The sequence below is a fragment of the Rhizobium sp. BK650 genome, from assembly GCF_014195325.1.
Classification (GTDB): Bacteria; Pseudomonadota; Alphaproteobacteria; order Rhizobiales; family Rhizobiaceae; genus Rhizobium.
The window spans coordinates 1-26146 of record NZ_JACIBK010000005.1 but is presented as its reverse complement, the minus strand read 5'-3'; the positions used below and the strand labels follow the sequence as shown (position 1 = coordinate 26146).

The window sequence follows — 26146 nt, the reverse complement described above, 5'->3', positions numbered from 1 at the left end:
ACGCGCCGAGATCATCCAGGGATGAGCCCGACACGTCGCGCGGCAACGAGCTTGTACAGTCGATCGCCGGTGTAGCGATATTCCTCAAAGGCGGAAAACACCAGCGAATGGTCATGTTCGTCGTCTGATGCGACGGCGGCGGCCGCTATGTCGGTATCGGAGGGTAAAGACAGATGGCGCCATTCCTCCAGTTCCTCGGCGGCTGGCGCAAGCGGCATGCCGATCTTGGTGTAGAGCGCCATCACGACTTCCCAGAAATGGAGCGCAAGGGCCTGGGGTTCCCCGATATGTGGGGAAACGAGGCGCAGCCAATGGCAGCCGGTCACTGCATGCAGGGCCTCGAAACTCATGGTTCCAGCATAGAGAGCAAGGGATGCCGGGCGGATACGGTCAAGGAAATCCGGCCCGGCGGCCAGCCGTCCGAGACGCTCACGAAATGCCGGTAGCTTACCCATCGCCTCGATCCATTTCCACAAAAGGTGGGTCGGTGCGTCGAGATTGCGTAAGGCGGGTTCTGCCCGCATCTCCATCAGACATGCAAGCGGATCCGTGGCAACCGGCGTGCGCTCGTCCGGTATGCCCTCATAAGCAAGATAGGTTGCAGCCCAGTAGCCGAGCGCTGCGGCGACCTCGGTATCATCATGGCGCAGAAATGCATAGGCGAGGCGCATCAGCCCATGCGTGGCCGAGGCCGCGACACCGGGGGCGAGCACCGGCACGACTGCGCGGGCCGTGGCAGAACCGCCTTCTTTCGCGACCCTTGCACGGAAATAGCGCCGCAGGTCACCTTCTCGTTCGCGCCGGCCGAGAGCACCGCGCCATGTTGCGTCGTCCAACACAGAGATGGCGGGTGGCTGCATCGGAACGGCGTGGAAGCGCGTGTAGTGATCCGCGTAGGCCTCAAGCCGCGCGAACGAAGCGCCGAGTCGGGCCATGGCTTCAAGAACCATCGGCAGATGATTGGCCAGATCGTCAGGGAATTCGCCGCTCCGTCGGCCGACATCAGCGATTAACGCCTTCAATCGCGGGCCCGTTGTCTCGTCCCGATAGAGGTGGCTTGCCTGTACTGCCGAGCTTGTCTTTGACATGATCGTTATCCTGATTGCAACACACAGCACCCCTAGGCGAAGCTGCGCTGTGGTGTTCGAACAATATCAAACACAATAAAACAAAAGGCAACGTGTATTCCCGAATGATACAGCGGCCTGTCCGGATCAATCGGCCACCGTGATAGCGACGCCTGCTGCCTTCAGCGCCGATGCCAGTTCGCCCGTTGGCGCCTCGTCGCAGACGAGTGTGTCGAATTCGCTCAGTTTGGCGACGTGAACGAGGGACATCCGGTTGAATTTCGTCGAATCGCATAAAACCACGCGCTGTGACGCGTGGCTTAGATAGACACGCTTCATGTCTGTTTCCTCGAAGGAATAGTCGAAGATACCCTGCGCGGTCAGGCCTGAAACACCAATGAGGGCGATGTCGAACCACAGCGACTCGAATTGCTCCACGGCGGCGGACCCGCTCGTCGACATTTCCTCGCCGCGAATACGCCCGCCGGCCAGATAGGTCTCCACGCCCCTGGCGCCGAGATAGGAGGCCGTACGAATGCTGTTGGTGAAAATTTTAACCTGCTGGCGGGCGGCAAGGGCCTCCGCGGCAAAATATGGGGTCGTACCGACATCGATTGCAATGCTGCGGGCGGCATGGGACAGGCTGGCGGCGACGGCAGCAATCCTGCGCTTTTGCGCAGCGTTGCGCGCAAGTCGCGCCTCGAATGCCGGTTCTTCGCGATCGACATTTTCCGCGAGCGCAAGGGCGGGCGCCCGATCCGGCTTAACCGCGCCGCCATGCGTTCGGATGAGGCGGCCGTCCTTCTCAAGTTCGACGAGATCGCGCCGCACGGTCATTTCGGAGACCGAAAGCTGCTGCGCCAGATCGCTGACCGTCACCGATCCGACCCGTCCGATCTCCTCGATGATCGCAGCCTGTCGGACCTGGGCAAGGAACTTGGGGCGCTCGCCGGATCTGGCGGCGGATTGCTCGCTCGTCATCTTATTGTCGTCCCGTGTTCGTCTTTCGGAATTTCGCCCGTCATGATCTCGCATTCGGACGCCGTTTACCTCAGTATCTGTTCGAATTAAACAGGATCCTCACCGTCATCACAGGCCCGCTCTGCTGGAACCATGGGAAGTACACAGTTTTCAGCCGTTACAATCGGAGTTTCTTATCCATCGTGGCACCCCACACGGGTGCGATGCGATCGTAGAGTTCCCGGTAACGGCGATAACCGTCGTCGTACAGGGTTGCATTGGCGCTTCGCGGCTGCAGAACATCGGAAAAGCGCACGAAGCGCGTGACACCCCGCCAGTCGGATTCGAGGCCAACGCCGATCGCCGCGCTCCAGGCCGCGCCGATGCAGGAGCCCGGATGTCCCGAAAGGCGCTGCACCGGGGCGCCAAGCACGTCGGCAACGATCTGCATCCATATCGTGCTCTGTGCGCCGCCATCCGACACAAAAAAGCGCTTCGGACGGTGCCCCATATCGATCAGCACCTCGACGTGATGGCGGATGGCGTAGGCATAGGCTTCAAGCAGAGCGCGCCAGAGATGACCGATATCGTGCGACAACGTCAGTCCCTCAATCACGCCGCGGGCTGCCGGATCGTGGATCGGCGTCTTTTCGCCGAGCATATAGGGCAGGATCGTCAATCCGTCAGATCCGGCAGGCTTTCGTTCGGCCAGATGGTCGAGGTGCTGATGCAGGCTGCATCCCTTGGCATCGGCTGCATGCTGTTCGCCGGATGCGAAGTTTTTCACGAACCAGTTCAGGGCAGAGCCACCCGTCGACATGCAGCCGTTCGGCATGTAAAGGCCCGGAACCAGATGATAGTCGAGAAATAGCCGGGGATCAGGGGCCACAACGTCGGTGGCCGTCAGAATATCGACCGCGCCACCGAATTTTAAGAGAACGTCGCCGGCATCGATGACGCCTGCGCCCAGTGCAGACGCAATCATGTCGGCTGCACCGCCGACGACGGGGGTTCCGATCCTCAGGCCCGTTTCCGAGGCGCCTCCTTCATCGACAACTCCCATGATCTCCGAAGACGCGCGCTTGATCGGCACCTGGCGTGGATCGATATGAGCAAAACGCACGAGCTCTTCGTCGATGGCATCCGTTACAATATTCACGAAGCCTGCTTCCAGCGCCCAGTTCTGTTCGACGGAACGTGCGCCCGTCAGTCGGTAGTTGATATAGTCGTAGGAACCGAAGACAGTTTCGATCTGCTCGAAGACCCTCGGCTCGTGCCGTTCGATCCATCTCAGCTTTGCAGTGACGAGCTGCTGATTGATGCCGTTGCCGGCCCTCTCCAGGAACGCGCGTTCGTCCCATTCCGCCTTCAGTTCGGCAACTTCAGCGCCGCAGCGCCCGTCGCTTTGCTGAATGCTGGGTCTCAGCACCTTGCCGCGCGCGTCGAGCAAGACGACGGCAGGCAGCATACCGGTCACGCCGACCGCGTTGATCTCTGCGGCATCAAGGCCGGAGGTAGCGAGCAGTTCCCCAATGATGGAGCATACGTTCTCCCACCATTCCGAAGGGTTTTCCTCTGCCCAGCCGATATGCGGAGAGGACAAGGTCACTGGCCGGCTTGCCGTTGCCAGTATCCGATCCGGCAAGCCGACGAGGATGCCGATCGTGGAGGTCGTTCCGATGTCGAGGCCGAGAACGGCTGCCATGACGGTTTCTCAGCGCAAAGTTTCGACGACGTCCATGAAACGTTTGACGCGCGCCGCGTCAACAGCGTTCCACGTATTTCCGTCCACCTTGAAATGGGTGCCTATGATGCAGCCCTGCGCCATGGAGAGCACGTCGCTGATATTGTTGATGTTGACGCCGGTATTGGCAAAAACCGGGACATCGGTAACGGCCTCACATACATCGCGAAGATCCGACCGGCTCGCCGGCTGCCCGGTGATCGGGCCGGATACAAGAATGGCGTCGGCAACGGAAGAGAAGACGGCGCTCTTGGCGCGCAATGCTATCGGGCGCTGATCCAGCGAATGAGCAAATTCCGCGTTGATGTTGAACAGCATTTTCATGTCGCCCCGGCCGAGGTTCGTCCGCAGGCGGGCTGCAGCTGCGCAGTCCGGCTGCCACAACCCCATGTCAGAGGCAAAAAGGCCCGTGAAGATTTCGCGCACGAAACTGGCACCGGTGACAGCGCCGATCGCGACACTGGCGACAGGATCCCAGAGATAGTTCACGCCAAACGGGACTTTCAATTGAGGCTTGATTGCCTGCACGATGGCCGTCATCGCCGCAACGCTTTCGGCCGAGCCCTTGAAGACATAGGGCCGATCATTTTCGTTGCCGAACATGATGGCGTCGACGCCGCCGGCCTGCAGCTTCTCGACGTCTGATGCCACGTCATCGATCAGCTTTTGCACGCCTGCCTGAACGTCATAAAGCGGCGATCCGGGCAGGGCGCCGATATGGGCCATAGCGATGACCACCTTCTTGCGCGTCCCGAAGCATTCAAAAACCATTGTGCAAGTCCTTCCATGGCGTTGCGTTGTTCCGGCCCAGTTCAGCCGAGCCGCGATGGTTGAGCTCAGTTTCTCGCGGGATCTGCGCTGAGCCATTGCCCGCGAGCGCCTGATTCCGGGAGGACGCACTGGACAAGTCGTCTCGACCATACGCATCCAAACGAACTCAATCAAACAAAAAAAACATTTGATGAGTTCGATTTTGTTGGATACGCTTTCCGCAAATCATTCAAGGAGCTGCCATGACACCACCTGTCTTTTCCGAGCTTCAGGGGCGCCGCGCCTTCGTCACAGGAGGTGCCACCGGCATCGGGCTTGCTATAGCCAAGGCGCTTGCCGCCCAGGACGTCGTCGTCGCGATCGCTGACATCGACATCGACGCGGCAGCTGAGGCGACCCAGTCGATCGGAAAGGGTGCCGTTGCCGTCGAGGTCGACGTGCGTAAGCGGGGTTCCGTCGAGACAGCCTTCATTCAGGCGGTAAACGAAATAGGGGGGTGCGATATTGTCATCGCCAATGCCGGGGTCTCCACCATGCAGAAGGCTCTCGAGTTGACCGACGAGGAGTGGGACTTCAATTTCGATGTCAACACGCGCGGGATTTTTCTGACAAACCAGATCGGCGGTCGCCACTTGGTCCGGCAGGGCCATGGCTGCATCGTCAATACCGCTTCACTTGCGGCAAAAGTCGGCGCGCCGCTTCTTGCTCATTATTCTGCGAGCAAATTCGCCGTTCTTGGATGGACCCAGGCCCTCGCACGCGAGCTCGCGCCTGCAGGTATAAGGGTGAACGCGGTCTGCCCAGGCTTCGTGAAAACAGGCATGCAAAGCCGGGAAATAGAATGGGAGGCCAGCCTTCGCGGCATCTCACCGCAACAGGTATTCGACGAATATGTTGGACAAACACCCCTCGGTCGCATCGAAACACCAGAGGATGTGGCCGATGTCGTAGTCTTCCTTTGCTCCGACAGCGCGCGCTTTATGACCGGCCAGGGTGTCAATGTGACCGGCGGCGTTTACATGACCTAACGGACTTTGCCGCTGTTTTGTCTTGGACACGCCTGTCAAAGAAAGGCTGGCGTGTAATGAGCGCGTCGCGTGACTAACCGGCGAGCCGGCGATGTTCATTTGGGTCTATGAATTCTGGGCTTGCCGTTGTCGAAACTGCGGTTGCCGTTCTTCCAGCCGGCAACGACGCGGGCAATCTCGCGCACCGCATCACCCGGGCCGGGACTGTCGAGCAATACGATCGTAGCCTCGGCGCCCACCTCTAACCGGCCGGCGCTGCCGAACTTGCTTGCCGTCCCCTCAGTTACCATCCTGAAGACCAGTGCCATGTCCTCGTCTCGCGAGAGTTGCGTGACGTTGGCATAGAGATTGGCCATCCGGATCAACGAGGCATCACCATAAGGCGTGAAGGGATTAAGCACGTTGTTGGTCGCGATCGATGTCACGACACCGCGGCTTGCCAGCAGGTGAGCGGGCGCGACGCCGCGCGGGACCAGCCGCTCATGACTGCGCCCGTTCAGGAACAGATCGGTGGATGGCAGGACGGAAAGCCCAATGCCGGCTTCAGCCAGCCTGTCGGCAATGGAGAGGATCTCTGCCTGCGACATGGCCGAGAGGTTGGTGACGTGGCCGATCGTCACGCGACCTCGCCACCCGTGGCGAAGCGTGGCCTCGATCACCGCCGGCAGATCGGTTCGGCCAGGATCAAGGCTGAAGTCGAGATGGAAGTCGACCGGTACGTCATGCTTGAGCGCCAGCGCGAAAACCATCTCGATATGCCTGTTAGGATCGGGATCGGTATAGGGGCAACCGCCAACCAGATCCGCACCACCGCGGAGGGTTTCGTCGAGCATGTCCACTGTTTCGGGCTCATTTGTCAGCCCCTCCTGGGCGAAGGCGCAGATCTCGATATCGACCGCAAAAGCATAGTGCTCGCGGATGCGTTTGATGGCATCGAAGGAACGAAAACCGGCGCGGGGATCGATCTCGACGAAGGTCCGTATCCGCGTCGTACCGTGCGAAATCGCCTTCTCGACGACGCGCGCAGCCCGTGCATAGACGTCGTCCACCTCAAAGCCCGCCTTGGCCCTGGCCGTCTCCCGCACGGCCTCGGCAAGTGTACCTTCGCAGATCGTGCAGCGATCGAGAATGCAGGCCTTGTCCAGATGGATGTGCGTATCGACGAACCCGCCGAAGGCAAAGGTTCCCTCGCCATCGACGGTTTCGATCGCCTCGCAGCGGATGTCGGATCCGATATCCACGATATGCCCCTCTTGCACGGCGATGTCGACGAGGGGTCCATTCTCCTCGACACGGACGTTGCGGATAACGAGATCAAACAATAGGCCAGACGTCACAGCAGGATCGCGCCCCCGTCGCTGCGCGGATCATGAGCGCCGTCGATTGCTCCATCTTGCCCGATGCGAATAATGCCGGCCTGCCCGCCGAGCGGGCTGAGACGGTCGATCGTCGAGATCTCGTGGCCCATGGCAGCAAGTGCGGTGACCGTTTCCAGGCCGGCATTTTCCTCGATCTTTAGGGTATTTCGGCTGTCGGAAAAGGTGCGGCCGAGCAGAAAGCGCGGGCGCGACAGTGCGGTAGCCGGATCGAGACCATGGTCGATCAGCAGGCTGAGCAGTAGCGATAAGGTCTGGGGCTGTCCGTCGGCTCCTTGCGTGCCGTAGATGAGGTGCGGCCGGCCGTTCTTGAGCGCCAGGCCTGGATTGAGCGTGTAAAACGGGCGCTTGCCGGGACGGATGACATTGGGGCTGGCGGGATCGGTGCTGAAGGCGGCGCCTCTGTTCTGCCAGAGGATGCCTGTATCGCCGACACCGACGCCGCTCCCCCAATCGAAGTAAAGGCTTTGCAGCAACGATGCGCAGCGTCCCTTCTTATCGACGGCGGCAAGCAGGGCGGTGTCGCCGTGCCGATAGGGTTGTGGCCAAGGTAGTGCCCGATCGGGATTTATTGCAGCGGCCTTCGCGGCGAGACGTGCCGGATCGAGCAGTTCCGGCGAAACATTAACCGAATAGCGCGGATCGGCGATGGTGTCCCGGTCAAGAAAGGCCTGTTTCACCGCCTCGACGAGCCTGTGGTAGAAGTCGGCGCTATCGGGAGGGAAATCTGTCATCGACAGATGGTTGAGCACACCCATGATTGCGAGTGTGGTTATGCCCTGGGTCGGCGGAGGCGGTGCTAGCAGAATGGTGCCGCGGTAGCGCTGACGGATCGTAGGAGCGATTTCGGTTTGTGTGGCGGCAAGATCGCTCGCCGAAAGCGGTGAGCCTGCTTGTTCAAGCCCCGCGACGATGCGCCGGGCGAGCGCCCCTTCATAGAACTCGCGGGCGCCATGGCGGGCGATGGCATCCAGCGTCTTGCCAAGTGCCGGCTGTCGCTGAATGCCTGACGATCGGAAAAGACCAGTGAAGCCCTCCCAGCTATGCAACTCGCCGTTTCGGAATGCGTACCAGAAAGCCTGTGACCTGCTGACTTCGAAACCGTCATCCGCAAGGGCGATCGCATCGTCCAGCAGGGTCGATAAACTTTCCGAGCCCGACCACTCGGCGGCGGAATGGGCAAGCACTTTTTCCCAACTATCCACGAGGCAGGCTGTCGTCAGCGTGGAGGCGGCTCCGCGCAAGGGGATGTCTTCTTCCGGAACGACACTTCCCGCCTGACCGATGCCGAGGAAGGTTTGCGCCTTGCCGGTCTCGTCAGCGACCAGCCAGACGGCATCGCCGCCGAGGCCGCAGAAATGCGGGTAGGTGACCGCCAGCGCCGCACCTGCGGCAACCAGCGCCTCAATGGCATTGCCGCCACGCCGCAGCACCTTGGCACCTGCTTCGCTCGCGAGCCAATGTGGCGAAATGATCGCGGCGCCGCAAGACGATGTCTCAGCCTCATTAGTCTGCGTGGCGGGAGAATTCATCAGCGTATCACCGAGCCGTTGTCGGCGACGAGACGGCCTTCCTTAAAGACGCGGCGCGGTTTCGGAACGGCGACAACGGCCTCCGGCACGTGCTCGCACGCGAGCGTGACGAAATCGGCTTTCGCACCGACAGCGATACCATAGCCTTCGAGGCGAAGCGCTTTGGCACCGCCTGATGTCACCACATCGAAGGCGGCGCTCAGTTCCTCATCGGTGAAGAAACCGGAACGATAGGCGATAATCTCGGCGCGGCGCAGCATGTCGCCGTCACCGAAGGGCCACCAGGAATCACGGATATTGTCGCTGCCGCTAAAGACGTTGACGCCGGCCGCCCGCAGCAGGGCCACAGGCGGAAAATTGTGATTGCCGGGCGCGTTGGTCATGATCGAGACGCCGCTTTTGGCGATCAGGGTGGCAATCTTCTTGGCGACTTCCGGCGCGAGATCACCAAGACCATAGGCATGGCTGATCGCGACATGTCCCTGCATGCCAAGCGCGGTCGTCCGTGCGCAGATTTCCTCGATCGTCATGGCGCCAAGCGTGCCTGCGTCATGAAGATGGATGTCGACGTCGACGCCGCGCCTTTCGGCAATGCCGAAGACCACGTCGAGATGCCCCTTGATATCGCGATCAAAAGATAAGGGATCGAGCCCGCCTACGAGATCGGCCCCCAAGGAAATTGCCTCATCCATTAGTTCGGGCGTGCCGGGGCTCTTCAGAATGCCGCTTTGCGGGAAGGCGACGAGCTGAATGTCGATAATTCCCTTATATTCCTCACGCACTCCCAGAACGGTTTCGAGCGATTTCAGGCCGACCGACCCATCGACCATCACATGGCTTCGCATCTGCAGGGAGCCGTTGGAAATGCAGAGATCGAGCTGATTGCGAGCGCGCTCGTTCATGGGCGCAGCACCGGCCATATTCTCGGCCTGAAAGGCGACGCGCTCATGCACGTCGAAGCCATTGGTGCACGGCTTATGCGAGATCCACTTGTCGCCGTAGAAGCTCGTGTCGAGGTGGATATGGCCTTCGACAAAGCTCGGCACGAGGAGGGCTCCGCCAATATCGACCACCTTTGCAGCATTCGCATGAGAGGCCGCCGGTCCTATGGCCGTGATCAGGCCGTCTCGCACCACGACCTCGTTCAGCGTGCCATCAGCAAGCTTTGCGTTGGTGAAGACTGTTTCCATTTCGGCCACTGGTGCTTCCTTCCCTTTTTTCAAAGAAGACCCGTCAGATACGGATCTTTCCCTTTCTATTGATGATCCTAGGTCAGTTCTGTGGAGCCTATCAGCAGTCGATCAGCCAATGCCCTTGTATCGCCTCCGGTATGCGAGTTACGCAATGTCCAGCCTACAAGATACCGAGATCACGTATGCAATATCAATGCCAGTATGTGGACGGGCGATGCCTCACAGCGACGAAAAGTTAAGCGTATGAATCATTGAGAGAATATGCAACGAGATAACTTTATTGCATGGCGATCGACGAACTCAAATCGGCGCTAACGACGAAAACGTCCAGAAAATAATCACGATCTTGTATACGTGTTTGAAAAACCGGCAGCTCAGCCGGCTACGCGGGCAGAAAAGCGCGACAGGATGGACCCGATGTCAGCTTCTGCGGCAAGATCGTCTTCGAGCAATGCGCGGCTTTCAACAGATGACAGGTGTTCATCCATCAAACGTTCCGCCGCGGGCAGGTCACCTTTCTTTAATGCGTTGATGAGGCCGGAATGTTCATTGATGGCGCATTCGCTGGAATGCGGTCGGCTATACATTGCAAGGATCAGCGAGCAGCGCGATACGAGTTCGGAGAGGTAGCGCTCGAGCAGGGCATTGCCCGCTAACTCGGCAAGCTTTAGATGGAATTCGCCGGCAAGGCGGGTCGACAGGCGCACATCTCCCTTGGCGTGAGCGGCTTCCTCTTCCTGCACATGCGCTCGCAACAGCTTTTCGGTTGCCGGGCTCCAGCGCTTTATCACCGCCTTCACCACCTCTCGCTCCAGCGCGCGGCGGACGGCAAAGGCGTCGCGGGCCTCGTCAAGGCTCGGTTGGGCCACGGTGGCCGTGCGCTTGTGGTAGGTATCGACCAGTCCCTGAGCCTGCAGCTTGGCAAGGACCGTGCGAACCAGCGTGCGGCTCATCGAAAAATGCCGGCCGATCTCGTCTTCGGGAAGCTTGGTGCCGGCTTTCAGCGCCTGCTCGATGATGGCCTGCCGAAGTGTGCGATGGGCGATGTTCACCCGGTCGGAATTGGATGACATGTGATTTCGAAGCTCGTCTACTTTCGGACAGGTTATCGCGCGATCAGGTATACAACAAGTTGATACTTGTTCGACTACATCGCTCTTCTTTACCGACTTATCGAGCAGATCGCATCAATCACGGTCCCGTCGGGCCTGGCTTCGCCCTATCGCGGGTAAGTCAGCGAGCCGTCAGGCGGCTCACCAATGTCTTCGATCGGCGGATCGTCGTCAGGGTCGCCCCCAGCGTGACGATGAAGAGAGCAATCGTCAGGATCTCGTTTTGCCCGCCCCACAGAGGTTCGGCGAGAGATGCCAATCCCGCCACCGTGATCACCGCCATTCGATGTTGCTTTGCCATCGGACCGGAGAAGTCGCTCGGGTTCCCGGTGGCGCGACCAAGTTCTCGGACGTAGGCCGTCAAGACGGCGAAGGCTCCTGCTGCCCAGCCAAGTCCAGGCATGCCGACGCCATATCCAACGCCGGAAAATATCATGAGGTCGGCGACGCGATCTGGAAATTCGTTCCAGAAGGGGCCGTCAGCTTCTGCCTTCTTGCCTTCGACGGCGACCATACCGTCGAACAGGTTGCAAAGGAGGCGTGCCTGGCAGAACAAGACGGCGAGCAACAGGCCCGCGATACGTCCTACGCCGGTTGTCTGCCCCGCCAGATAGAAGGCACCGCCGGCGATTGCTGCCGCCAGAATGCTGGCCTGCGAGATCTGGTTCGGCGTGACGGCGCGCGCCGCCAGCCAGCGGGCAATTGCGCCTGCCCAGCGGCTATTACGGCTTGCCAGAGGTCTCCTGTCACCTGTCTCTATCATTTGTCGAAACCTCGTCTAGCGGAGATCGAGTAATTGTAGATCGCTGCATAAGTCGTGGACACGAATAGCGGCAGGGCGATTGTTTTGGCTATTTCCGGAGTGCCGCTCGCTGTATGGATCGCCACTAGAATGCTGGCCGAGCCAAGGCAGGCGATCAGGGGCGGTGCCCAAAATCGTGTTGAACCGCTGAAGCGGCTGGAAAGCCAGTCGATGACCGATTTCAGAAAAAGCGTCAGGCAGGCCGAGATCGTCCCCTGCACAAAGCCGGCATAGAGTGGTGCAGGCATGGTATGGTCGCGATTGGCGAAAATGGCCCACCCTCCCATCGCCAGGAAGGCGAACAGGACATGCACTGCTCCATTGCGAGAGAGGCGCTGCAGGACGGACATCACAGTGACCACCAGTAGCGCGTCAGGTGAAAGAAAATGGGGGCCGAAAAGACGACAGAATCCAGTCTGTCGATCAGTCCGCCATGGCCCTCGATGAGATTGCCCCAATCCTTGACGCCGCGGTCGCGTTTGATGGCAGACATTACCAAGCCCCCGAGGAAACCCATCAGCGTAATGACGAAAGCCAGAGTGCCCGCCTGAAGTGGCGAAAAGGGCGTAATCCACCAAAGCCCCGCTCCAATCAATGTCGCACTGACAACGCCGCCGCCGAAGCCCTCGACCGTTTTGGACGGCGACAGTCTTGGCGCAATCTTAGTGCGTCCGAACAATTTGCCCCAGACATATTGCAAGACATCACTCAGCTGGACGACGATCACCAGAAAGGCGATCAACAATACATTACGGCCCTCGTACCCCGGGATATTCAGCGTCAGCAGCGCCGGCACATGGGAGGCGCAGAAGACACAGATCATCAGCGCCCACTGCACCTCCGCGATACGAACGAGAAAGCGCTCCGTGTCACCCCGGAGAACCGAGATGATCGGCATCAGCAGGAAGGCGTAGACGGGAATGAAGATCGAGAAGATACCGTATTGTTCGGCCCAGAGCAGAAAATATTGGATCGGCACAACAACGAAGAAAGCTGCCGCAAGGGCCCAATGATCCGCCCGTCGGGTGTTGATGAGGGTTACGAATTCTCGAAGTGCTGCGAACGAGCAAAAGCCGAACAAGATCAAGACGCCGATACGGCCGGCTGTGAAAGCTATGCCGATCAGGATGACCATGACCCACCAGGCCTTGATCCGCGCATTGAGGTTTTCGACAGCCGCGTTGGAACCGTTCGGCGAGAGGCGTTTCTGCAATATGTAACCGACGACTGAGGCAAGGACGAGCACGCAGAAGATGCCGGCTACGAGCGTCATCAGATCGGAAGTCGCCTCACTCATTCCGGGCCGCCTGTAGTGTTTGGAGACAGAGCCAGAAGAGCGGCCTGCATCCGTTCAAGAAAAACATCCTTGTATTCGCCCGGTATGATCCTCATCGCGTTGCCGAAGGTGACCGTGCAGATCAGCGGTACCGGAACGAACTCTCCCTTCGGCATGACGCGGTTGAGATTGCTGATCCAGACCGGCACGAGATTGATGTCAGGGCGCGCCATCGCCAGATGGAAAATGCCGCTTTTGAATGGAAGGAGCCGTTCGTCGGACTGGTTGCGTGTACCCTCCGGGAAGAGAATGAGGGAATAGCCGGCATCGATTGCCGAGGCCATCTGCATGACGGGATCTTCCGTCCGCTTCTCACGATCCCTCGCAATCAGCACCGCCTTGAAAACATCGCGGCCGATGAATCGATTGAGCCGGGACTTCAGCCAATATTCAGCCCCTGCGACCGGACGAGCCCGATGTCGCAGCCTTGGCGGCAACACCGTCCAGACCAGAACGAAATCGCCGTGGCTGGAGTGGTTGGCATAATAAACGCAGGGGCCGGAAGGCAGCCCTTCCTCGGACCATGTGGCGCGAACGGCCGTGACGGCGCGCGCAAATAAGACGATCACCGTCGCCACGGCCTTTGTAAGCAATGCCTTCATTCATCACTCTGTTAACGGTAGCCGGGCCACGAACGGAACTCTAGCATTGTCGTCGGTGGAGAAAAGGCGTTTTGCAGGTGTTCAATCAAAAGGCGTAGAAAGATGTCGCTCCGTGAGGGAGATCGATTTCCAGATCGGGCTTAATGTTGCTTGAAAACCGGAGAATACGCTGCGCGCGACGACATGATCGATATGGTCGTGAGACCAGGCAGGTGAGGGGTGTTGTTTTTATGCTGATGGTGCCGAGGCCGCGGTGCTCAAACATCTGGAGCGTTCGGGTTCGTGGCCTTCATCGAAGATGATAATGCCGTCACCCTATCCTCGGAGCGGACATCGAGGGCCGACCGATTGGCCCGTTCCCCAGGCGTGTCGATACTGGGTGCTGAGCAGCACTTCATCAATACGTGAACCGTTGCCTCAAATATGGCGACGCGTACTGTCGGTGCACGAGCCCCGTCCGATTTCCGGGGCGGCGGGGCCGCGCAAGCGCGATCGAAAGGCGATGTTCTGGCAGCTTTCATGTTGCGATAGACGCCCAGAAGGCGCGGGCAGTGCCACGGTCGACCGGACCTAGTGATCCGATTCCGAAATGCCTTTCGGCTCGGCAAGTGGCAGCATGCCGCGGTAGATACCTGGTTCCGAGCCTTCGATCGGAACTGCCCCGACGCTTCGACGGTAGAACTCCATAGGGCCGGCGCCTCCGATCACCGCATAAGCATAGCCCTGCGCGTACATATCAAGAAGTGTGGTCAGCAGTAAAGCGTAGCCAACACCTTTGCCGCGGGCGGCCGTATCGACGCCGGTCGGCCCGAAGAAGCCTTTCGCGGTCGCGTCGTGGCAGGCAAAGCCGATGAGTTCGTCGTTCTGAATTGCGATGAAGCAAGTGGGTGGCTGGCGCATGGTGGCAACCGTTGCTTCCGCTGCCCAGCCGGTTCCGAAGCGCGGCCCTATCCAGGCCGTCAGGGCATTCAACTCCGGTGCGAGGATGCGCCGAATGGTGATCTCCTGTTCGGCGATCCGCTTATCGAGCGCAGGATCGGCCTTCAGTTCGTAGAGTTTTACCAGCATGTCCATGGTTTATTCCTTTGTCATCCTTTGATGGCGCCTGCCGTCAGGCCGGCTACGATCCGCCTTTGGAAGATCAATACGACAATGATCAGCGGCAGGGTCACGGTAACGGATGCAGCCATAATCTGACCGAATGGATATTCGTACCGGGTGTTACCTGCGATCAGGCCGATCGCAACCGGCACGGTGCGGTTCTCGTCCGTCAGGGTGAAGGTCAGCGCGAAGAGAAACTCGTTCCACGCCAGGATGAAGGCAAGAATGCCAGTGCTGGCGAGCGAAGGTCCCATGAGCGGCAGCAGAATCTTCGTCAGAATTCTAAAATGCGAGCAGCCGTCAATGATTGCGGCCTCCTCCAACTCCCTTGGAAATTCACGAATGAAAGTCGTCAGAATCCAGGTCGTGAAGGGCACGGTCGACAGGAGATAGGTGAGGACGAGCGCGCTTGGCCGGTTGAACAGGCCCATCCAGTTGATCAATTCGAACATGCCGGACAGAACGACGACCTGCGGGAAGATCGAGATCATCAGCACGATCATCAGAATGGTGCGCCGTTGGGGGAATTCGATGCGTCCGAGTGCATAAGCGGCGCTAAGGCCGATGACGAGCGATAAGAAAGTGGTCGAAACCGCGACATAGGCCGAGTTTAAAAGCGAGCCCATGAAAACCGGATTGTCGATCAGCTGGCGATAGTAGGTGAAGTCGAACGCCGGCATTAGTGCGGAGTGATAGAGCGCCGAGCCCTGCTTCGTCGAGGAAACGAAGGCCCAATAATAGGGAAACAGCGTGTAGAAAAGGACGAGCAGAAGAGCCAGGATCTGCAGGCTTCGCACGGCGCGGCGCCGCATCCGGAAGTAAGAGGCAGACCTGCGGACGGTCTTCGGAATGATTACATCGGCCATGTTGCTCAGGTCCCGGCGGCTCTGTCGAGGCGAAGAACCCCGATGATGATGATGGCGACAAGCGCGACGAGCAGGAAGACCCAGGTCGATGCCGCCGAGCCGATGCCGAGCTCCTGGAAACTGATCAGCCGGTCGCGCGCGTAGATGGAGACTGTCATGACGTTCTCGTTGCTCGCCGCCATCACGTAGGCAAGATCGAACATCCTGAGGGCATCGAGGACCCGAAAGAGGACCGCTACGCCGATCGCCGGGCGCAGCATCGGCAGAGTGATCGACCAGAAGCGCTTCCATGCCGGAATGCCATCGACCTCCGCCGCCTCGAATATCTCTGAGGATATCAGTTGTAAGCCTGCCAGGATGAGCAGAACCATGAACGGGGTCGTCATCCACACGTCGACGAAAATGACGGCTCCCAAAAGGAGTGAGCCGCTTGCCGTCCAGGGCACACCATGATCGATAAGGCCGAGCCCGATGAGGAGCTTGTTGATAACGCCGAACTGGTCGTTCAGCATCCATTCCCAGATCTTGGTCGAGACCACGACAGGGATCGCCCAGGGCACGAGGATGGCCGCCCGCGCCAGCCCGCGGCCGGGAATGGCCTCATTGACGAGGAGCGCTATCGCTAAGCCGAGAACCGTCTCGATCGCCACCGAGATGGCCGTGAAGATCAGCGTGTTCTTGACGGCAATCCACCAGCTGCGGTCGTTGATGACCTCAAGGAAGTTGTCGAGCCCCGTCATCGAATAGACGGATGGATCGTCTAGATAGGCATCGGTGAAGGCGAAGAAGAAGGTGCGGCCGAGCGGCCAGAGGGCGACGACCAGCATGACGATGATGACCGGTAGCAGAAACAGCCAGGCCGCACGATGGTCGCGGCGGGCGAGCCGGGCACTCATTGCCGCGCTCCTTCGACCACGCCGACTTGGCGGTTGAGGGCGAGGCGTTTTCCATCGGCGGCGAAGGCAAAGATCGCGGTATCCCCGAAATTGAGGCCGACCTCCGTGCCGATCAACTCCTTCGGGGGCTCGACATTGACGCGGACCACCCAGATGACGTCGTCGTTGACGCGGCAATAGGCAAAATGCTCATGGCCAAGATCTTCGATGCGTTCGAGCACGCAGGTCATTCGTCCGTCGCCAGCCTTCACCAACTGGATTGCTTCCGACCTAATGCCGATCTCGGTGACGGTTTGGCCCTCGATGCCTGCGTCGATGACGAGGCCGCCCGGTCCAGTCACTTTGGTTGACGTTGTCTGCACCGGCAGGAAGTTCATACGGGGGCTGCCGATGAAGCCTGCAACAAACCGGTTGTCAGGGCTGTGGTAGAGTTCCTTCGGCGTGCCGACCTGCTCAATGCGTCCGTGATTGAGAACGACGATCCTGTCGGCAAGCGTCATCGCTTCCGATTGGTCATGGGTAACATAGATCATTGTCGTCTTGAGATCGTCGTGGAGCTTGGCGATCTCCATGCGCATCTCCATTCGCAGATCCGAATCGAGATTGGACAGCGGCTCATCGAAGAGGAAGATTTCAGGCTGGCGCACCAGAGCGCGACCGATCGCCACGCGCTGGCGCTGCCCGCCAGACAATTCGCGGGGCCGGCGTTCGAGCAGATGATCGACCTTCAGCATTCGTGCGACCGACCGCACTTTCTCGCTGATGGCGGCCCTGTTCATGCCGAGGGTCTCAAGCGCAAAGCCAATATTGCGCGCAACGTTCATATGCGGATAGAGCGCATAAGACTGGAAGACGAATGCAACGCCTCGCTGAGAGGCAGGGACATCAGTCACGTCATCACCGCCGATCCTCACAACGCCCTGCGATGCGGAGATCAGGCCGGCGACGATGCGCAGAAGCGTTGACTTGCCGCAACCGGAGGGACCGACGAAAACGACAAACTCGCCATCGATGATCTGAAGGTCGACGTTCTGGATAACCGCATGCGTACCAAAATTCTTCGAAACGGATTCGAGCGAAACCGACGCCATTGTTCACCTTGGGGGTATGAGACGGCAGAGGCTCGCCACCTTATTGGATGGCGAGGCAGGGACGCATTCCGGCAGCGGATCGCCCCACCGCCGGATCTGGAGAGCGTCAGCGGCTTTCCTTCAATTTCTCAAGCCGACCGGCCAGCGACGTCAGACTCGACTTGACCTCGGCACCACCAGAAAGCATGTCATGTACCGAGCGGTAGAAAGCCTGCGAAACGCGGTTGTAGCTGGTGCCGGTGTAGCCGGACGGGCGCACGGCGCTATCAGCAAAGGCCTGCTGGTTATCCTTGAGGAAGGGTATCTTCTCAAGAACTTCCGGATCGCTGTAAAGCGTCTGGATCGACGGGTTGAGCGCCGCCTTCAGCGCACGCATCTTCTGCATATCGGGGCCGGTGATGAAGTTTACGAAGTCAGCGGCCACCGCCGGCTTGGCGCTGTATTTGTTGACGCCGTAATACATCGGGCCGAGACATCCGCTTGACTTTTCGCCTTCCTTACCAACCGGAAGGGGCATCACGCCGACCTTGTCGACGACATTGCTTCCCTTTTCATGCGAGGTACCCCAGACATAGGGCCAATTGCGGTGGAAGACCGCGTTGCCGGATTCGAAGATGGCGCGCGACTGCTCCTCGTCATAGTTGAGGACGCCCTCGGGGCTGATCGAGCCGATCCAGCCTTTTGCCTTTTCAAGCGCCGCGGCAGCCTGCGGATTGTCGATGGTCACCTTTCCATCGTCAGAAATGATGGTGCCGCCACCGTTGGAAGCAACAAGTTCGATTGCGTCGCAGGTCAGGCCTTCATAGCTTTTGGCCTGCCAGGCATAACCCCACAGGTCGGGCGAGCCCGCAGCCCGCTCCTTGTCCTGAATTTCCTTGGCGGTGGCAGCCAACTCGTCCCAGGTCTTCGGTGCCGGCTTGCCGTATTTTTCGAGTAGATCCTTGCGATAGAACATGAGCCCGACGTCCATATAGGCAGGCATAGCAATGAGATTGCCGTCGAGTTTTGCCGCATTGAGTGTCGAGGCGAAATGCTTGTCCTGGTCTGCCTGCGGGATCATTGTCTTGAGGTCGAGCAGGTTGCTCTTGAACATGCCGAGCCAGATCACATCGAGGAAAAGGACATCGATATCCTTGGATTTGGCCGCGAGCAACTGCTGATAGATCGGGATCGCGTCGTCCAAAAGCGCTGGCATCTTGTTAATCTTGGCCTCGTTGCCTGTCTTTTCCTTCCAGGCATTGGCGACGTTTGTGCAGAGCTCGAATTCCGTTGGCGCGCAAAATACCGAAATGGTTTCGGCATGCGCGCTGCCACCCCAGAGGGCCGCAGATATCGCCAATGCGGTAAGGCTTTTCTTCAGCATCGATTGTTCCCTTCGTTGATAACGGCATCACGCGGAGTTCTCTGACTCCTTGCGTCTAATAGGACTGGTTATGACCAGTCATGTCAACATGGACTTTGCTGGCGATTGCGTCGAAGATACGAAACAGCAAGAGTGCTTCGCACAGCACAGGATCGGGTTTCAAAGATGCAGAAAGCTCCGGCATCACTCATCGCGCCACAGGGCGGCATCGACCGGGACGATCCTCGCCCTTTGCACAGGCAAGTTTACGAAGCGCTTCTGGCGTCCATCCGCGACGGGAAGTTGCCGCTGCGCGGCAAGCTACCGTCAGAGCGGGAACTCGTCGATCTCTATAATGTCAGCCGGATTACCGTGCGCCACGCCGTACGCGAATTGATTCAACAGGGGGTGATACACAGCCAGCCGGGAAAGGGACTCTATGTCGCAGAGCGTGGTGGCGGCTTCGAACTGCAGGTTTTAAAAAGCTTTACCAGCATCGCGCTCGCGAACGGGCGAAGTCCCGGCCATCGGTTGATCGAGGCCAGCATCGTACATGCGCCACTTGAGGTCAGTCGTCCCCTTTTCCTTGCACCCGGCGCCGAAGTGGTGCTCTTATCGAGACTTCGTCTTCTCGACAACATACCTGCTGTCGTCCAGACCGATTGGATTCCGGTGGGCCGCGTTCCGGGCCTCCTTGATCTCGACTGGACCGTTGCCAACCGGTCGCTTTATGCGGAGCTTCGCGAGCGCTATCGCGTTCATCCTATCCGCGGACAGACAACGTTAAGCGCGCGTCTTGCCACGGATGGGGAGGCTGCAATGCTCGAACTGCCTCCGCCAGCCGCGGTTCTTACGGTGGATCAGATCGCTTTCGACGATCGCAACCGCCCCGTTAACTTGACGGCGCTGGTCCATCATCCCGCGCGTTATCCTCTGACGCTGCTTCAGTCGGAATCGGGCGATTTCACCCAGTATTGAGCGACCCTGTCCTGCTCCAGCGATTGCCGCGGCGGATAGTTGCTCGCCTTCGGTTACCTATCGTCAGCCAGAACCGGTGTAATCGAAATGATCTTGCCAAGGATGGCGGGCCTGGCGCGGTCAATTGCGTGACGAGACTTTCTCGCGGGTGTCGCTGGTCTCTGCCTGCCTGCTATCGTGTCCTTCGAAAGGGGCTGAGGATTTTCTCACCTTCGGGTCGTTGGTGCGGCCGAGCATGCATTTACCGAGGGGTAGCTTGAAAACAGAGGGGAGGCTTGAAAGTAAGTGAATTTTACATTACTTTCTGACCAATCTAATATGGAGAAAGGTCATGCCTTCAGTTGCTCTCTCGATGAAAGGCCAGGTGACCCTCAAGCGAGACTTGCTAGCCCATCTCGGTGTGAAACCCGGAGAGCGGATCGAATTCGAAAAGCTGCCTGGCGGCGAGCTAAGGGTCCGCGCTGTCCGGGCGACCGGCACGATTGGCAACTTTATCGGACGGCACGCCGGAAAATCGAAGAGGGCGCTGACCATCAAGGAAATGAACGAAATCGCCGCTGAGGGCTGGAACGACGACGCGTGAAAATCGCCGTTGATACGAACGTTCTGGCGCGGGCGGTTTTGCAGGACGATCCGCAGCAAGGCAAGGCAGCGGCAAAACTACTTGAGGAAGCAACACTAATCGCCGTTTCACTGCCAAGCCTTTGCGAGTTGGTCTGGATTTTGCGGCGCGGCGCAAACCTGTCCAAAGACGAGATCGCGCAGACAATCCGTGATCTTCTAGCCACGGCAAATGTCTCGATGGACAGGCCGGCAGTGGAGGCGGGCCTGGCCGTACTTGAGGCCGGGGGTGATTTCGCAGACGGCGTCATTGCGCATGAAGGAGCCTGGCTTGGTGGGGAGACCTTCGTGTCCTTCGACCGGAAAGCGATTGATCTGCTGGTCCTTCAGGGTCGGCAGACGCTTCTTCTGACTTAAAGGTGCTCGTCTTGATCGCCATACGGCGCGCCGATCTGAGCGGCTGATCCCGCTTGCGAGACTAGATTGGCGCGGTGGGAGAGGCCCGTTCGGCCTTAGGTTTCTGAATGGCGGTCATTTCCATTATTTAATTGCGCATAGTCTGGCATAAACGCGCAATCGTCCTGCTCGGCAAGCTTCACACCGGCCAGCGTGGACGCTGTTACTATGCTGAGGAGGCGACAAAAGAACGCTACCGCGTTTGCAGCGCTGTTGCGACCATGCCCCTGATCCATACGTCGGGTTTGGCTGAGACCCTCAACGACTTACCCATTAGTTTGACCCATAGTTCCGTTGTTCGACTGGAAGTGGCCAACAGACACGGCGACCAGATTGATCAGCCGGTCTCACCTTCTGAGCTGATCCCTACGTCGACCGTCAATGATTGGCCTCGAAATCCTTCCTTTGCCATCCCGCGCACGAGACGAACCAGCGCCTTGTGGATGTCGGGACCATCAAGGAGGGAAGGGTCGTCTGAAATCATTCTAAGTGCACGCTCCGCAAGGCGAGGGCATCTGCATCCGATTTGACATAGCGGCGCATAAGTCTCTGCAGAGTGGAAATAGTTGTCCAGTGGGATTGCGTGAGCATATCGCACCCCTTCCTGTTCGGTCAGGGGGTGCACATGTAAACACTCAGCCATCGGCGCCAACGAATTCGATTTGCCGGTGATGAGAGGAGTGTAGGCTTTATTTCGGCCGAGTCTATAGCCGGGGCCATCGATAGCTGTGTTGGCGGGCGGGGACGCTCGTTTACTACAAGCTGGCTGTACGACGAGGTGACAGCGGAAGGCTGGTCACGCCAACCTCCACAATCTGGCCATTGCCGCGCAGCTGAGAGATACCGAGCTGCACGACTTTGATCATATCGGTCATACGCTGGCCGAAGGCGTCCTGGTATTGTTCCAACGTAGGTGTCTCGATCGCAACATCATTCAGGGCAGAGATCCGGTTTTCTTTGACTGCTTTGGCGCCGAGTGCCCAGACGTGATTGAACAATGCTCTATCAGTATCATCAATTGGCATATTCGATCCATGAGTTGATTTGCCGCCCGACCAGAAAAAGCCCCGCGTGAGGCGGGGCAAGCCGAGTTGCGTAATGGAAAGCGAGAAACAGCACGTTCATCGCAGCCGCAAGAACGCAAACCAGCCGCAAAAGTTCCGAATTTCCAGATCAATCTGGCCCGAATTACGGAGCGCTTCCGCTTGACCAATCACCATGTCAAAAGGATGGAGCAAGCGGGCGCTGACGAACCCTTTCCACGCGGTCCGCCAGCGCCACACCGTGGTAACCAACCACATGCTCGGCGCGCTTGTAGAGCGTTGCATCCGGTGACCAAAGGATTCCCGTAAGATGCCGTGGATTTGGCCAAAAAGAAGCCCGCCGAAGCGGGCAAAGGGAAGTTAGACAGGGTCGTCCGACTGCTGTGGAGGTTCGTGGGCTGAACGAAGTCTCCGTCTTCCGACCCGGACGTATACGTCGTTGCGTTACGAAAGTTCCCAGACTCTGGATATTTTGCGGGAGAGACAGAGGCTCCCCGTGATGACCGGGCCTCACCGTTTGCCACCTCGTCAGGGTGAGCGTGGCGGCAACCAGAGCTTCCATTGGCGAGTTGGTTCCATCACACCCGATATCGCCAGCGCATGCGAAAGCCGGCCGGGTCAAGTTTCAATAGAGAGCCGGCAGTCGCCGCCGAAGCGAAGGCCGCCCAGCGACCGGATTGTCGGGTCCTGATTCCGTCGGCAGTTTGGGAAGCGGCTATACGCACTCCAACGTCGTAGCCGCAGACGACGGCGTGTACGAGTTCATTTCCGGTAGAATCGGTGCGGCCGGCCATCATCACCGCTGTCGGGATAACAGCTGCGCCCGGAGCCGGCGGCATCATAGATGATGTCGATCCCGGTCTTGCGTTCGAAGGGTTCGATGATTGGCTGCCGGATGATTGCCTCTGCGGAAAGGTCGACGCGAGCAGTTCCGGCATGCGCTGCTACGCGCTGCAAAGGAGGCCGATATCGCGGCCTTCAGTGTCGTTCAGTTCGACAGTGACAGGATCGTTGAGTTGCACAGGTGAGGCCATGCGCGCTGAACCCGCAAGCCGCCGCTGAAATCGATCAAGGGCTGAATATCCCTCGGAGGCGATGATCGCCATCCGCATCTCGAAATGCCTGCAAGGGGACGCGACACCGGAAGTGGCCGGATTTATCGGCATATCTTCATTTCAGAGCGAGAAGAGCACTTTCAATTGGCAACTGAATTACTTTCAATTAGCCGCCCCTTGACTTTCAATTGGTCATCTCAGCTGACCTGCGCTCGCGATATCGAGAACTGGCCTTGCCGTAACTGTTGCCCCTGGCGACCGCAGATCGACCTTTGATGAGGCGACATTCTTCGAAACCAGCAAGAATTGTCAGCCCATGACCGCCGACGTAGCTCGCTCGCGGCTCACATGGTCCACAGAAGAGATAGCGGACCGGCTTGGAGCTTTTCTCCAAACGGCGTCACTCGGTCATGGTCGTGTAGGACGAGGCCCCGCACGAAGCGATCGCCGACCGCGTCTTGTAACTGGCGCAACCCACGAAAATCGTCAGACTTCACCGTTGCCGACGCCTTAACTTCTATCCCAACAACCCGGCCGCGCCGATCCTCGACGATGACATCGACTTCATCTTGGTCTCTCGTCCGGTAGTGGGAGAAGGACACACGGCGGTCTGACCATGACGCCAGCTTCAGCAGTTCCGAAACCACGAAGCTTTCAAGCAGAGCGCCAAAACGACCTTTATTGTAACGTAGCGCATCCGCTTCATCCTCTCGCAAAGCGGCAAGCAAGCCCGTGTCCAGAAAGTGAAGCTTTGGTGTCTTGACGAGCCGGCTCAAGCGGTTGTTGGACCACGGGACAAGTGTCCTGATCAGAAACAGGCGCTCAACGATAGCAACGTATTTCTGTGCGGTGATGCTCGACAAGCCGAGCGCGGCACCGAAACTGCTGTGATTGACCAATTGTCCAGCGTGCTCCGCCAGGACCTCGAGCAGCCGGGGAAGTCGGTCCAACTGATCGATGTTGGCGATATCACGCACGTCGCGGTCGAGGATCAATTTGACATAGTCTTCCAGCCAAGCAGTCCGCCGGCCGGGCGTCGGCCGACGCAAAGCTTCTGGGTAGCCGCCCTGCAGCACTATCGCCATTAGGTCGTCGCCAATCATGGCGTCATCCCCGGCGGAAGGCTCCTCGCCGGCGAACAGCCGATCCAGAAGACGACCGGGAGTGGACCGGATTTCAGACTGGGCAAATGGAAATAATGGGACGACGGCCATTCGGCCGGCGAGTGAATCTGCAATCGCCGGAACGGTGGCCAGATTGGCTGAACCCGTGAGCAAGAACCGCCCGGGCTCGTCATCGCGATCAACGCTTTCCTTGATCGCCAGTATCAGTTCGGGCGCCCGTTGCACCTCGTCGATCACGGCCCGTTTGATACCTCGGATAAAGCCGATTGGATCGGTTCTTGCTGCATTCAGCGTACCGACATCGTCGAGGGTGATATATGGACGGTCGGAGCCAGAAACCTGTCGCGCTAGGGTCGTCTTTCCGGCTTGCCGCGGGCCAGAGATGAGCACGACTCGTGTGTCGGTCAGCGCCGTTTCGACGATCGGTCGGGCTTTGCGTTCAATAAGCTTTTTCGGCGGCGGCGAGTCTGTCATCGGCTATTATTAACCGATTTGTCGGCCAATTTAAAGTAGGCGCCCGTCTAATTTTAATTTACAGCACGGCTAACTAAAAAGTGGGGACAGCCATCAGTCGATGGCGCCTCTGTAATTACAGGGATGCCGGCGCGGGCCAACATCTCGGGAGAATTACACTAATATCATGAATTTGGCCGCACCGGTCGTTCTGATCCGCTCCAGCAGCCGACGCACCTGACGCTCACTCAGATCAAGCACATGCGCCGCCGACACCAGCGTCATGCGCCCGGCCATCACCTTCGACAAAATCTCGATCCGCTGCACATCACGCTCGCTCATCGCTATCAGTCCCATCCGCAATCTCCCACGTCATCAAAACGTGAGGAGAGTGACATTCCAACTTTGCAGAAGCAGGACATTTTAACTTTGCGGTGGAGAAGCTAACCCAAGTGCATCACGCCTGTTTTGCAGGGTAGGGGATCACACCTGATCCTGCAAATGCGCCATGAACACCTCGGCCGGCGTCTTGTATCCAAGGCATTTACGGGGTTGGTCGTTCAGATGACATGCGAGTTGGATCAGGTCGCGTTGTGACACGGCGGCCAGATCTGTAGCTCCTGGCATGAAGCGGCGAATGCGCTTGTTGGTGTTTTCCACGGCGCCCTTTTGCCATGGTGAGCTCGGATCGCAGAACCAGCTACGCGCGCCAATCCCGTCTTCCAAAGCCCTGAATCCGGCAAACTCGGTACCGCGATCAAACGTGAAGCTTTGACGCGCAAAAGCCGGCAAAGGAGAAAAAGCTCTGATGATCTTGTCCATGATCGGGCGAGAATGCCGGCTTGGATTCTTGATGAGAACGGTGTAGCGGCTCTTCCGCTCCACCAGGGACGTGACATTGGCATGGCCGAGGGGACGCTCAAAGATGAGAAGGTCGCCCTCCCAATGCCCGAACTGCGATCTGTCTCCAATAAATTCAGAACGTTGGGATATGCTATGCGAGGCTGGAAACACACCGTCGCGCGGCTTCCTGGAGCGCAGTGGACGACGTTGACGACGCGCCTCCGGGAGATACTGATAGAGGCCAAGCCCGTAATCTTCCTTGCTGTAAATGAAGCGGTAGATTGTCTCTTTACAGACGCGGACGAGGCTGTGCCCCTCCAACAACAGGCGCCCGGCAATCTGCTCCGGAGACCAGCGTGCCTCCAGCTGGTTGATGATCTCGGTGCGTAAATCCGGGTGCCGCCGCAGCTTTCTCAGACGTCGTCGCCGCTCCTTAGAGATATCGTGCGCTACCGTGCTGTAGTAGCCGTCGTAGTCCGGCAGTTCGCGATCATGAAACGTGTTGCGCTTGATCTCGCGGTAAATGGTCGAGCGGTGACGGCCGAGCTGGCGGGCGATTTCGGTGACGGGAACTTTTGCCGCCACCAGCTGATGTAGGCGTCGTCGGTCGGCGAGAGCAAGCTGCGTGTAGCATCGGGACATGCCAAAATCTCCAAAGTGAAGCCATTGAAATCATTGGCATGTCGCACTTGGAAATAGAATGTACCCGGCTACAGGCTATGTGGCGGGGAAGTTGAAATGTCCGCTGTCTGGCAAAGTAGAAATGTCACTTTGGACGCGTCTTCAGCCATTTAGAAATGCGACACCCGCTCCT

General features: G+C 58.7%; 26 protein-coding genes and 1 pseudogene. 4 read left to right on the top strand and 23 right to left on the bottom strand.

Features of this window, described 5'->3' with window-relative positions; all coding sequences use genetic code 11:
* Positions 1 to 11: 11 nt before the first annotated feature.
* The 4 genes from FHX15_RS14010 to FHX15_RS13995 all read right to left on the bottom strand — a co-directional run bounded on the left by FHX15_RS14010 (position 12) and on the right by FHX15_RS13995 (position 4542).
* Positions 12 to 1088, bottom strand: coding sequence for a questin oxidase family protein (locus tag FHX15_RS14010; RefSeq protein WP_184397980.1), 1077 nt, complete (start codon positions 1086 to 1088; stop codon positions 12 to 14).
* Between the two features lie 126 nt (positions 1089 to 1214).
* Positions 1215 to 2048 (bottom strand): DeoR/GlpR family DNA-binding transcription regulator, encoded by an 834-nt coding sequence (locus tag FHX15_RS14005; protein ID WP_184397978.1) that lies wholly within the window; start codon positions 2046 to 2048, stop codon positions 1215 to 1217.
* Between the two features lie 157 nt (positions 2049 to 2205).
* Positions 2206 to 3732, bottom strand: coding sequence for an FGGY-family carbohydrate kinase (locus FHX15_RS14000; RefSeq protein WP_184397976.1), 1527 nt, complete (start codon positions 3730 to 3732; stop codon positions 2206 to 2208).
* A 9-nt stretch (positions 3733 to 3741) separates the two neighbouring features.
* Positions 3742 to 4542 (bottom strand): BtpA/SgcQ family protein, encoded by an 801-nt coding sequence (locus tag FHX15_RS13995; protein ID WP_184397974.1) that lies wholly within the window; start codon positions 4540 to 4542, stop codon positions 3742 to 3744.
* 242 nt (positions 4543 to 4784) lie between these two features.
* Between FHX15_RS13995 and FHX15_RS13990 the strand changes: the two genes are divergently transcribed.
* Complete coding sequence (locus FHX15_RS13990; RefSeq protein ID WP_184397972.1) at positions 4785 to 5570, top strand: SDR family NAD(P)-dependent oxidoreductase; 786 nt, start codon at positions 4785 to 4787, stop codon at positions 5568 to 5570.
* A gap of 95 nt (positions 5571 to 5665) precedes the next feature.
* Here FHX15_RS13990 and FHX15_RS13985 read toward each other — a convergent pair whose 3' ends face one another.
* The 13 genes from FHX15_RS13985 to FHX15_RS13925 form a co-directional block, all read right to left on the bottom strand.
* Complete coding sequence (locus FHX15_RS13985) at positions 5666 to 6892, bottom strand: amidohydrolase family protein (protein ID WP_184397970.1); 1227 nt, start codon at positions 6890 to 6892, stop codon at positions 5666 to 5668.
* Between the two features lie 11 nt (positions 6893 to 6903).
* Positions 6904 to 8478, bottom strand: coding sequence for a gamma-glutamyltransferase family protein (locus tag FHX15_RS13980; RefSeq protein WP_184397967.1), 1575 nt, complete (start codon positions 8476 to 8478; stop codon positions 6904 to 6906).
* A complete protein-coding gene (locus FHX15_RS13975; protein ID WP_184398610.1) occupies positions 8478 to 9668 on the bottom strand; it encodes an amidohydrolase family protein in 1191 nt (396 codons plus the stop codon). The genes FHX15_RS13980 and FHX15_RS13975 overlap by 1 nt, the downstream gene beginning before the upstream one ends.
* 377 nt (positions 9669 to 10045) lie before the next feature.
* The gene (locus FHX15_RS13970) at positions 10046 to 10744 is read right to left on the bottom strand and encodes a GntR family transcriptional regulator (protein WP_184397966.1); all 699 of its coding nucleotides are present in this window, start codon (positions 10742 to 10744) and stop codon (positions 10046 to 10048) included.
* A 160-nt stretch (positions 10745 to 10904) separates the two neighbouring features.
* Positions 10905 to 11546, bottom strand: a complete 642-nt coding sequence (locus FHX15_RS13965) for a CDP-alcohol phosphatidyltransferase family protein (RefSeq protein WP_184397963.1) — start codon at positions 11544 to 11546, stop codon at positions 10905 to 10907.
* Complete coding sequence (locus FHX15_RS13960) at positions 11543 to 11935, bottom strand: hypothetical protein (protein ID WP_409527013.1); 393 nt, start codon at positions 11933 to 11935, stop codon at positions 11543 to 11545. The genes FHX15_RS13965 and FHX15_RS13960 overlap by 4 nt, the downstream gene beginning before the upstream one ends.
* The gene (locus FHX15_RS13955; RefSeq protein WP_184397960.1) at positions 11935 to 12882 is read right to left on the bottom strand and encodes a phosphatidate cytidylyltransferase; all 948 of its coding nucleotides are present in this window, start codon (positions 12880 to 12882) and stop codon (positions 11935 to 11937) included. Before FHX15_RS13955 ends, FHX15_RS13960 begins: the two co-directional genes overlap by 1 nt.
* Complete coding sequence (locus tag FHX15_RS13950) at positions 12879 to 13523, bottom strand: lysophospholipid acyltransferase family protein (protein ID WP_184397958.1); 645 nt, start codon at positions 13521 to 13523, stop codon at positions 12879 to 12881. Before FHX15_RS13950 ends, FHX15_RS13955 begins: the two co-directional genes overlap by 4 nt.
* A gap of 570 nt (positions 13524 to 14093) precedes the next feature.
* Positions 14094 to 14597, bottom strand: coding sequence for a GNAT family N-acetyltransferase (locus FHX15_RS13945; RefSeq protein ID WP_184397956.1), 504 nt, complete (start codon positions 14595 to 14597; stop codon positions 14094 to 14096).
* A gap of 14 nt (positions 14598 to 14611) precedes the next feature.
* On the bottom strand, positions 14612 to 15490 hold the full coding sequence (locus FHX15_RS13940) for a carbohydrate ABC transporter permease (protein ID WP_184397954.1): 879 nt from the start codon (positions 15488 to 15490) through the stop codon (positions 14612 to 14614).
* A 5-nt stretch (positions 15491 to 15495) separates the two neighbouring features.
* On the bottom strand, positions 15496 to 16386 hold the full coding sequence (locus FHX15_RS13935) for a carbohydrate ABC transporter permease (protein WP_184397952.1): 891 nt from the start codon (positions 16384 to 16386) through the stop codon (positions 15496 to 15498).
* Entirely contained in the window at positions 16383 to 17477 is a 1095-nt protein-coding gene (locus tag FHX15_RS13930) for an ABC transporter ATP-binding protein (protein WP_184397950.1), read from the bottom strand. The genes FHX15_RS13935 and FHX15_RS13930 overlap by 4 nt, the downstream gene beginning before the upstream one ends.
* 106 nt (positions 17478 to 17583) lie before the next feature.
* Entirely contained in the window at positions 17584 to 18840 is a 1257-nt protein-coding gene (locus FHX15_RS13925; protein ID WP_184397948.1) for an ABC transporter substrate-binding protein, read from the bottom strand.
* A gap of 165 nt (positions 18841 to 19005) precedes the next feature.
* On the opposite strand from FHX15_RS13925, the gene FHX15_RS13920 reads away from it, so the two are divergent.
* From FHX15_RS13920 to FHX15_RS13910, 3 genes are all read left to right on the top strand, one after another.
* Positions 19006 to 19797 (top strand): GntR family transcriptional regulator, encoded by a 792-nt coding sequence (locus tag FHX15_RS13920; RefSeq protein ID WP_184397946.1) that lies wholly within the window; start codon positions 19006 to 19008, stop codon positions 19795 to 19797.
* 331 nt (positions 19798 to 20128) lie between these two features.
* On the top strand, positions 20129 to 20380 hold the full coding sequence (locus FHX15_RS13915) for an AbrB/MazE/SpoVT family DNA-binding domain-containing protein (RefSeq protein ID WP_184397944.1): 252 nt from the start codon (positions 20129 to 20131) through the stop codon (positions 20378 to 20380).
* Entirely contained in the window at positions 20377 to 20775 is a 399-nt protein-coding gene (locus tag FHX15_RS13910) for a type II toxin-antitoxin system VapC family toxin (RefSeq protein WP_184397942.1), read from the top strand. Before FHX15_RS13915 ends, FHX15_RS13910 begins: the two co-directional genes overlap by 4 nt.
* A 794-nt stretch (positions 20776 to 21569) precedes the next feature.
* On the opposite strand, the gene FHX15_RS13905 is transcribed toward FHX15_RS13910, so the two are convergent.
* The 6 genes and pseudogenes from FHX15_RS13905 to FHX15_RS13880 all read right to left on the bottom strand — a co-directional run bounded on the left by FHX15_RS13905 (position 21570) and on the right by FHX15_RS13880 (position 25974).
* A complete protein-coding gene (locus tag FHX15_RS13905) occupies positions 21570 to 21839 on the bottom strand; it encodes a hypothetical protein (RefSeq protein ID WP_184397940.1) in 270 nt (89 codons plus the stop codon).
* A gap of 596 nt (positions 21840 to 22435) precedes the next feature.
* Entirely contained in the window at positions 22436 to 22651 is a 216-nt protein-coding gene (locus tag FHX15_RS30960) for an MmgE/PrpD family protein (RefSeq protein ID WP_246778965.1), read from the bottom strand.
* 150 nt (positions 22652 to 22801) lie between these two features.
* Complete coding sequence (locus FHX15_RS13895; protein ID WP_184397936.1) at positions 22802 to 22963, bottom strand: hypothetical protein; 162 nt, start codon at positions 22961 to 22963, stop codon at positions 22802 to 22804.
* A gap of 293 nt (positions 22964 to 23256) precedes the next feature.
* A complete protein-coding gene (locus FHX15_RS13890) occupies positions 23257 to 24510 on the bottom strand; it encodes an ATP-binding protein (protein WP_184397934.1) in 1254 nt (417 codons plus the stop codon).
* 174 nt (positions 24511 to 24684) lie between these two features.
* Positions 24685 to 24846: pseudogene (locus FHX15_RS13885) on the bottom strand (helix-turn-helix domain-containing protein); the annotation flags it as partial.
* Between the two features lie 126 nt (positions 24847 to 24972).
* Positions 24973 to 25974: an IS30 family transposase gene (locus tag FHX15_RS13880; RefSeq protein ID WP_184397932.1), complete on the bottom strand. Its 1002-nt coding sequence runs from the start codon at positions 25972 to 25974 to the stop codon at positions 24973 to 24975.
* Between the last annotated feature and the right edge of the window lie 172 nt (positions 25975 to 26146).

Bases quoted from the DNA above. Each gene is read 5' to 3' on its own strand.
- FHX15_RS13975 (WP_184398610.1), bottom strand. From the start codon at position 9,668: ATGGAAACAGTCTTCACCAACGCAAAGCTTGCTGATGGCACGCTGAAC.
- FHX15_RS13960 (WP_409527013.1), bottom strand. From the start codon at position 11,935: ATGTCCGTCCTGCAGCGCCTCTCTCGCAATGGAGCAGTGCATGTCCTG.
- FHX15_RS14005 (WP_184397978.1), bottom strand. From the start codon at position 2,048: ATGACGAGCGAGCAATCCGCCGCCAGATCCGGCGAGCGCCCCAAGTTC.
- FHX15_RS13965 (WP_184397963.1), bottom strand. From the start codon at position 11,546: ATGATAGAGACAGGTGACAGGAGACCTCTGGCAAGCCGTAATAGCCGC.
- FHX15_RS13895 (WP_184397936.1), bottom strand. From the start codon at position 22,963: ATGGCGATCATCGCCTCCGAGGGATATTCAGCCCTTGATCGATTTCAG.
- FHX15_RS13915 (WP_184397944.1), top strand. From the start codon at position 20,129: ATGCCTTCAGTTGCTCTCTCGATGAAAGGCCAGGTGACCCTCAAGCGA.
- FHX15_RS13930 (WP_184397950.1), bottom strand. From the start codon at position 17,477: ATGGCGTCGGTTTCGCTCGAATCCGTTTCGAAGAATTTTGGTACGCAT.
- FHX15_RS13880 (WP_184397932.1), bottom strand. From the start codon at position 25,974: ATGTCCCGATGCTACACGCAGCTTGCTCTCGCCGACCGACGACGCCTA.
- FHX15_RS13905 (WP_184397940.1), bottom strand. From the start codon at position 21,839: ATGCCAATTGATGATACTGATAGAGCATTGTTCAATCACGTCTGGGCA.
- FHX15_RS13925 (WP_184397948.1), bottom strand. From the start codon at position 18,840: ATGCTGAAGAAAAGCCTTACCGCATTGGCGATATCTGCGGCCCTCTGG.
- FHX15_RS13890 (WP_184397934.1), bottom strand. From the start codon at position 24,510: ATGACAGACTCGCCGCCGCCGAAAAAGCTTATTGAACGCAAAGCCCGA.
- FHX15_RS13995 (WP_184397974.1), bottom strand. From the start codon at position 4,542: ATGGTTTTTGAATGCTTCGGGACGCGCAAGAAGGTGGTCATCGCTATG.
- FHX15_RS13935 (WP_184397952.1), bottom strand. From the start codon at position 16,386: ATGAGTGCCCGGCTCGCCCGCCGCGACCATCGTGCGGCCTGGCTGTTT.
- FHX15_RS14010 (WP_184397980.1), bottom strand. From the start codon at position 1,088: ATGTCAAAGACAAGCTCGGCAGTACAGGCAAGCCACCTCTATCGGGAC.
- FHX15_RS13950 (WP_184397958.1), bottom strand. From the start codon at position 13,523: ATGAAGGCATTGCTTACAAAGGCCGTGGCGACGGTGATCGTCTTATTT.
- FHX15_RS14000 (WP_184397976.1), bottom strand. From the start codon at position 3,732: ATGGCAGCCGTTCTCGGCCTCGACATCGGAACGACCTCCACGATCGGC.
- FHX15_RS13970 (WP_184397966.1), bottom strand. From the start codon at position 10,744: ATGTCATCCAATTCCGACCGGGTGAACATCGCCCATCGCACACTTCGG.
- FHX15_RS13955 (WP_184397960.1), bottom strand. From the start codon at position 12,882: ATGAGTGAGGCGACTTCCGATCTGATGACGCTCGTAGCCGGCATCTTC.
- FHX15_RS13990 (WP_184397972.1), top strand. From the start codon at position 4,785: ATGACACCACCTGTCTTTTCCGAGCTTCAGGGGCGCCGCGCCTTCGTC.
- FHX15_RS30960 (WP_246778965.1), bottom strand. From the start codon at position 22,651: ATGGCCGGCCGCACCGATTCTACCGGAAATGAACTCGTACACGCCGTC.
- FHX15_RS13980 (WP_184397967.1), bottom strand. From the start codon at position 8,478: ATGAATTCTCCCGCCACGCAGACTAATGAGGCTGAGACATCGTCTTGC.
- FHX15_RS13945 (WP_184397956.1), bottom strand. From the start codon at position 14,597: ATGGACATGCTGGTAAAACTCTACGAACTGAAGGCCGATCCTGCGCTC.
- FHX15_RS13940 (WP_184397954.1), bottom strand. From the start codon at position 15,490: ATGGCCGATGTAATCATTCCGAAGACCGTCCGCAGGTCTGCCTCTTAC.
- FHX15_RS13920 (WP_184397946.1), top strand. From the start codon at position 19,006: ATGCAGAAAGCTCCGGCATCACTCATCGCGCCACAGGGCGGCATCGAC.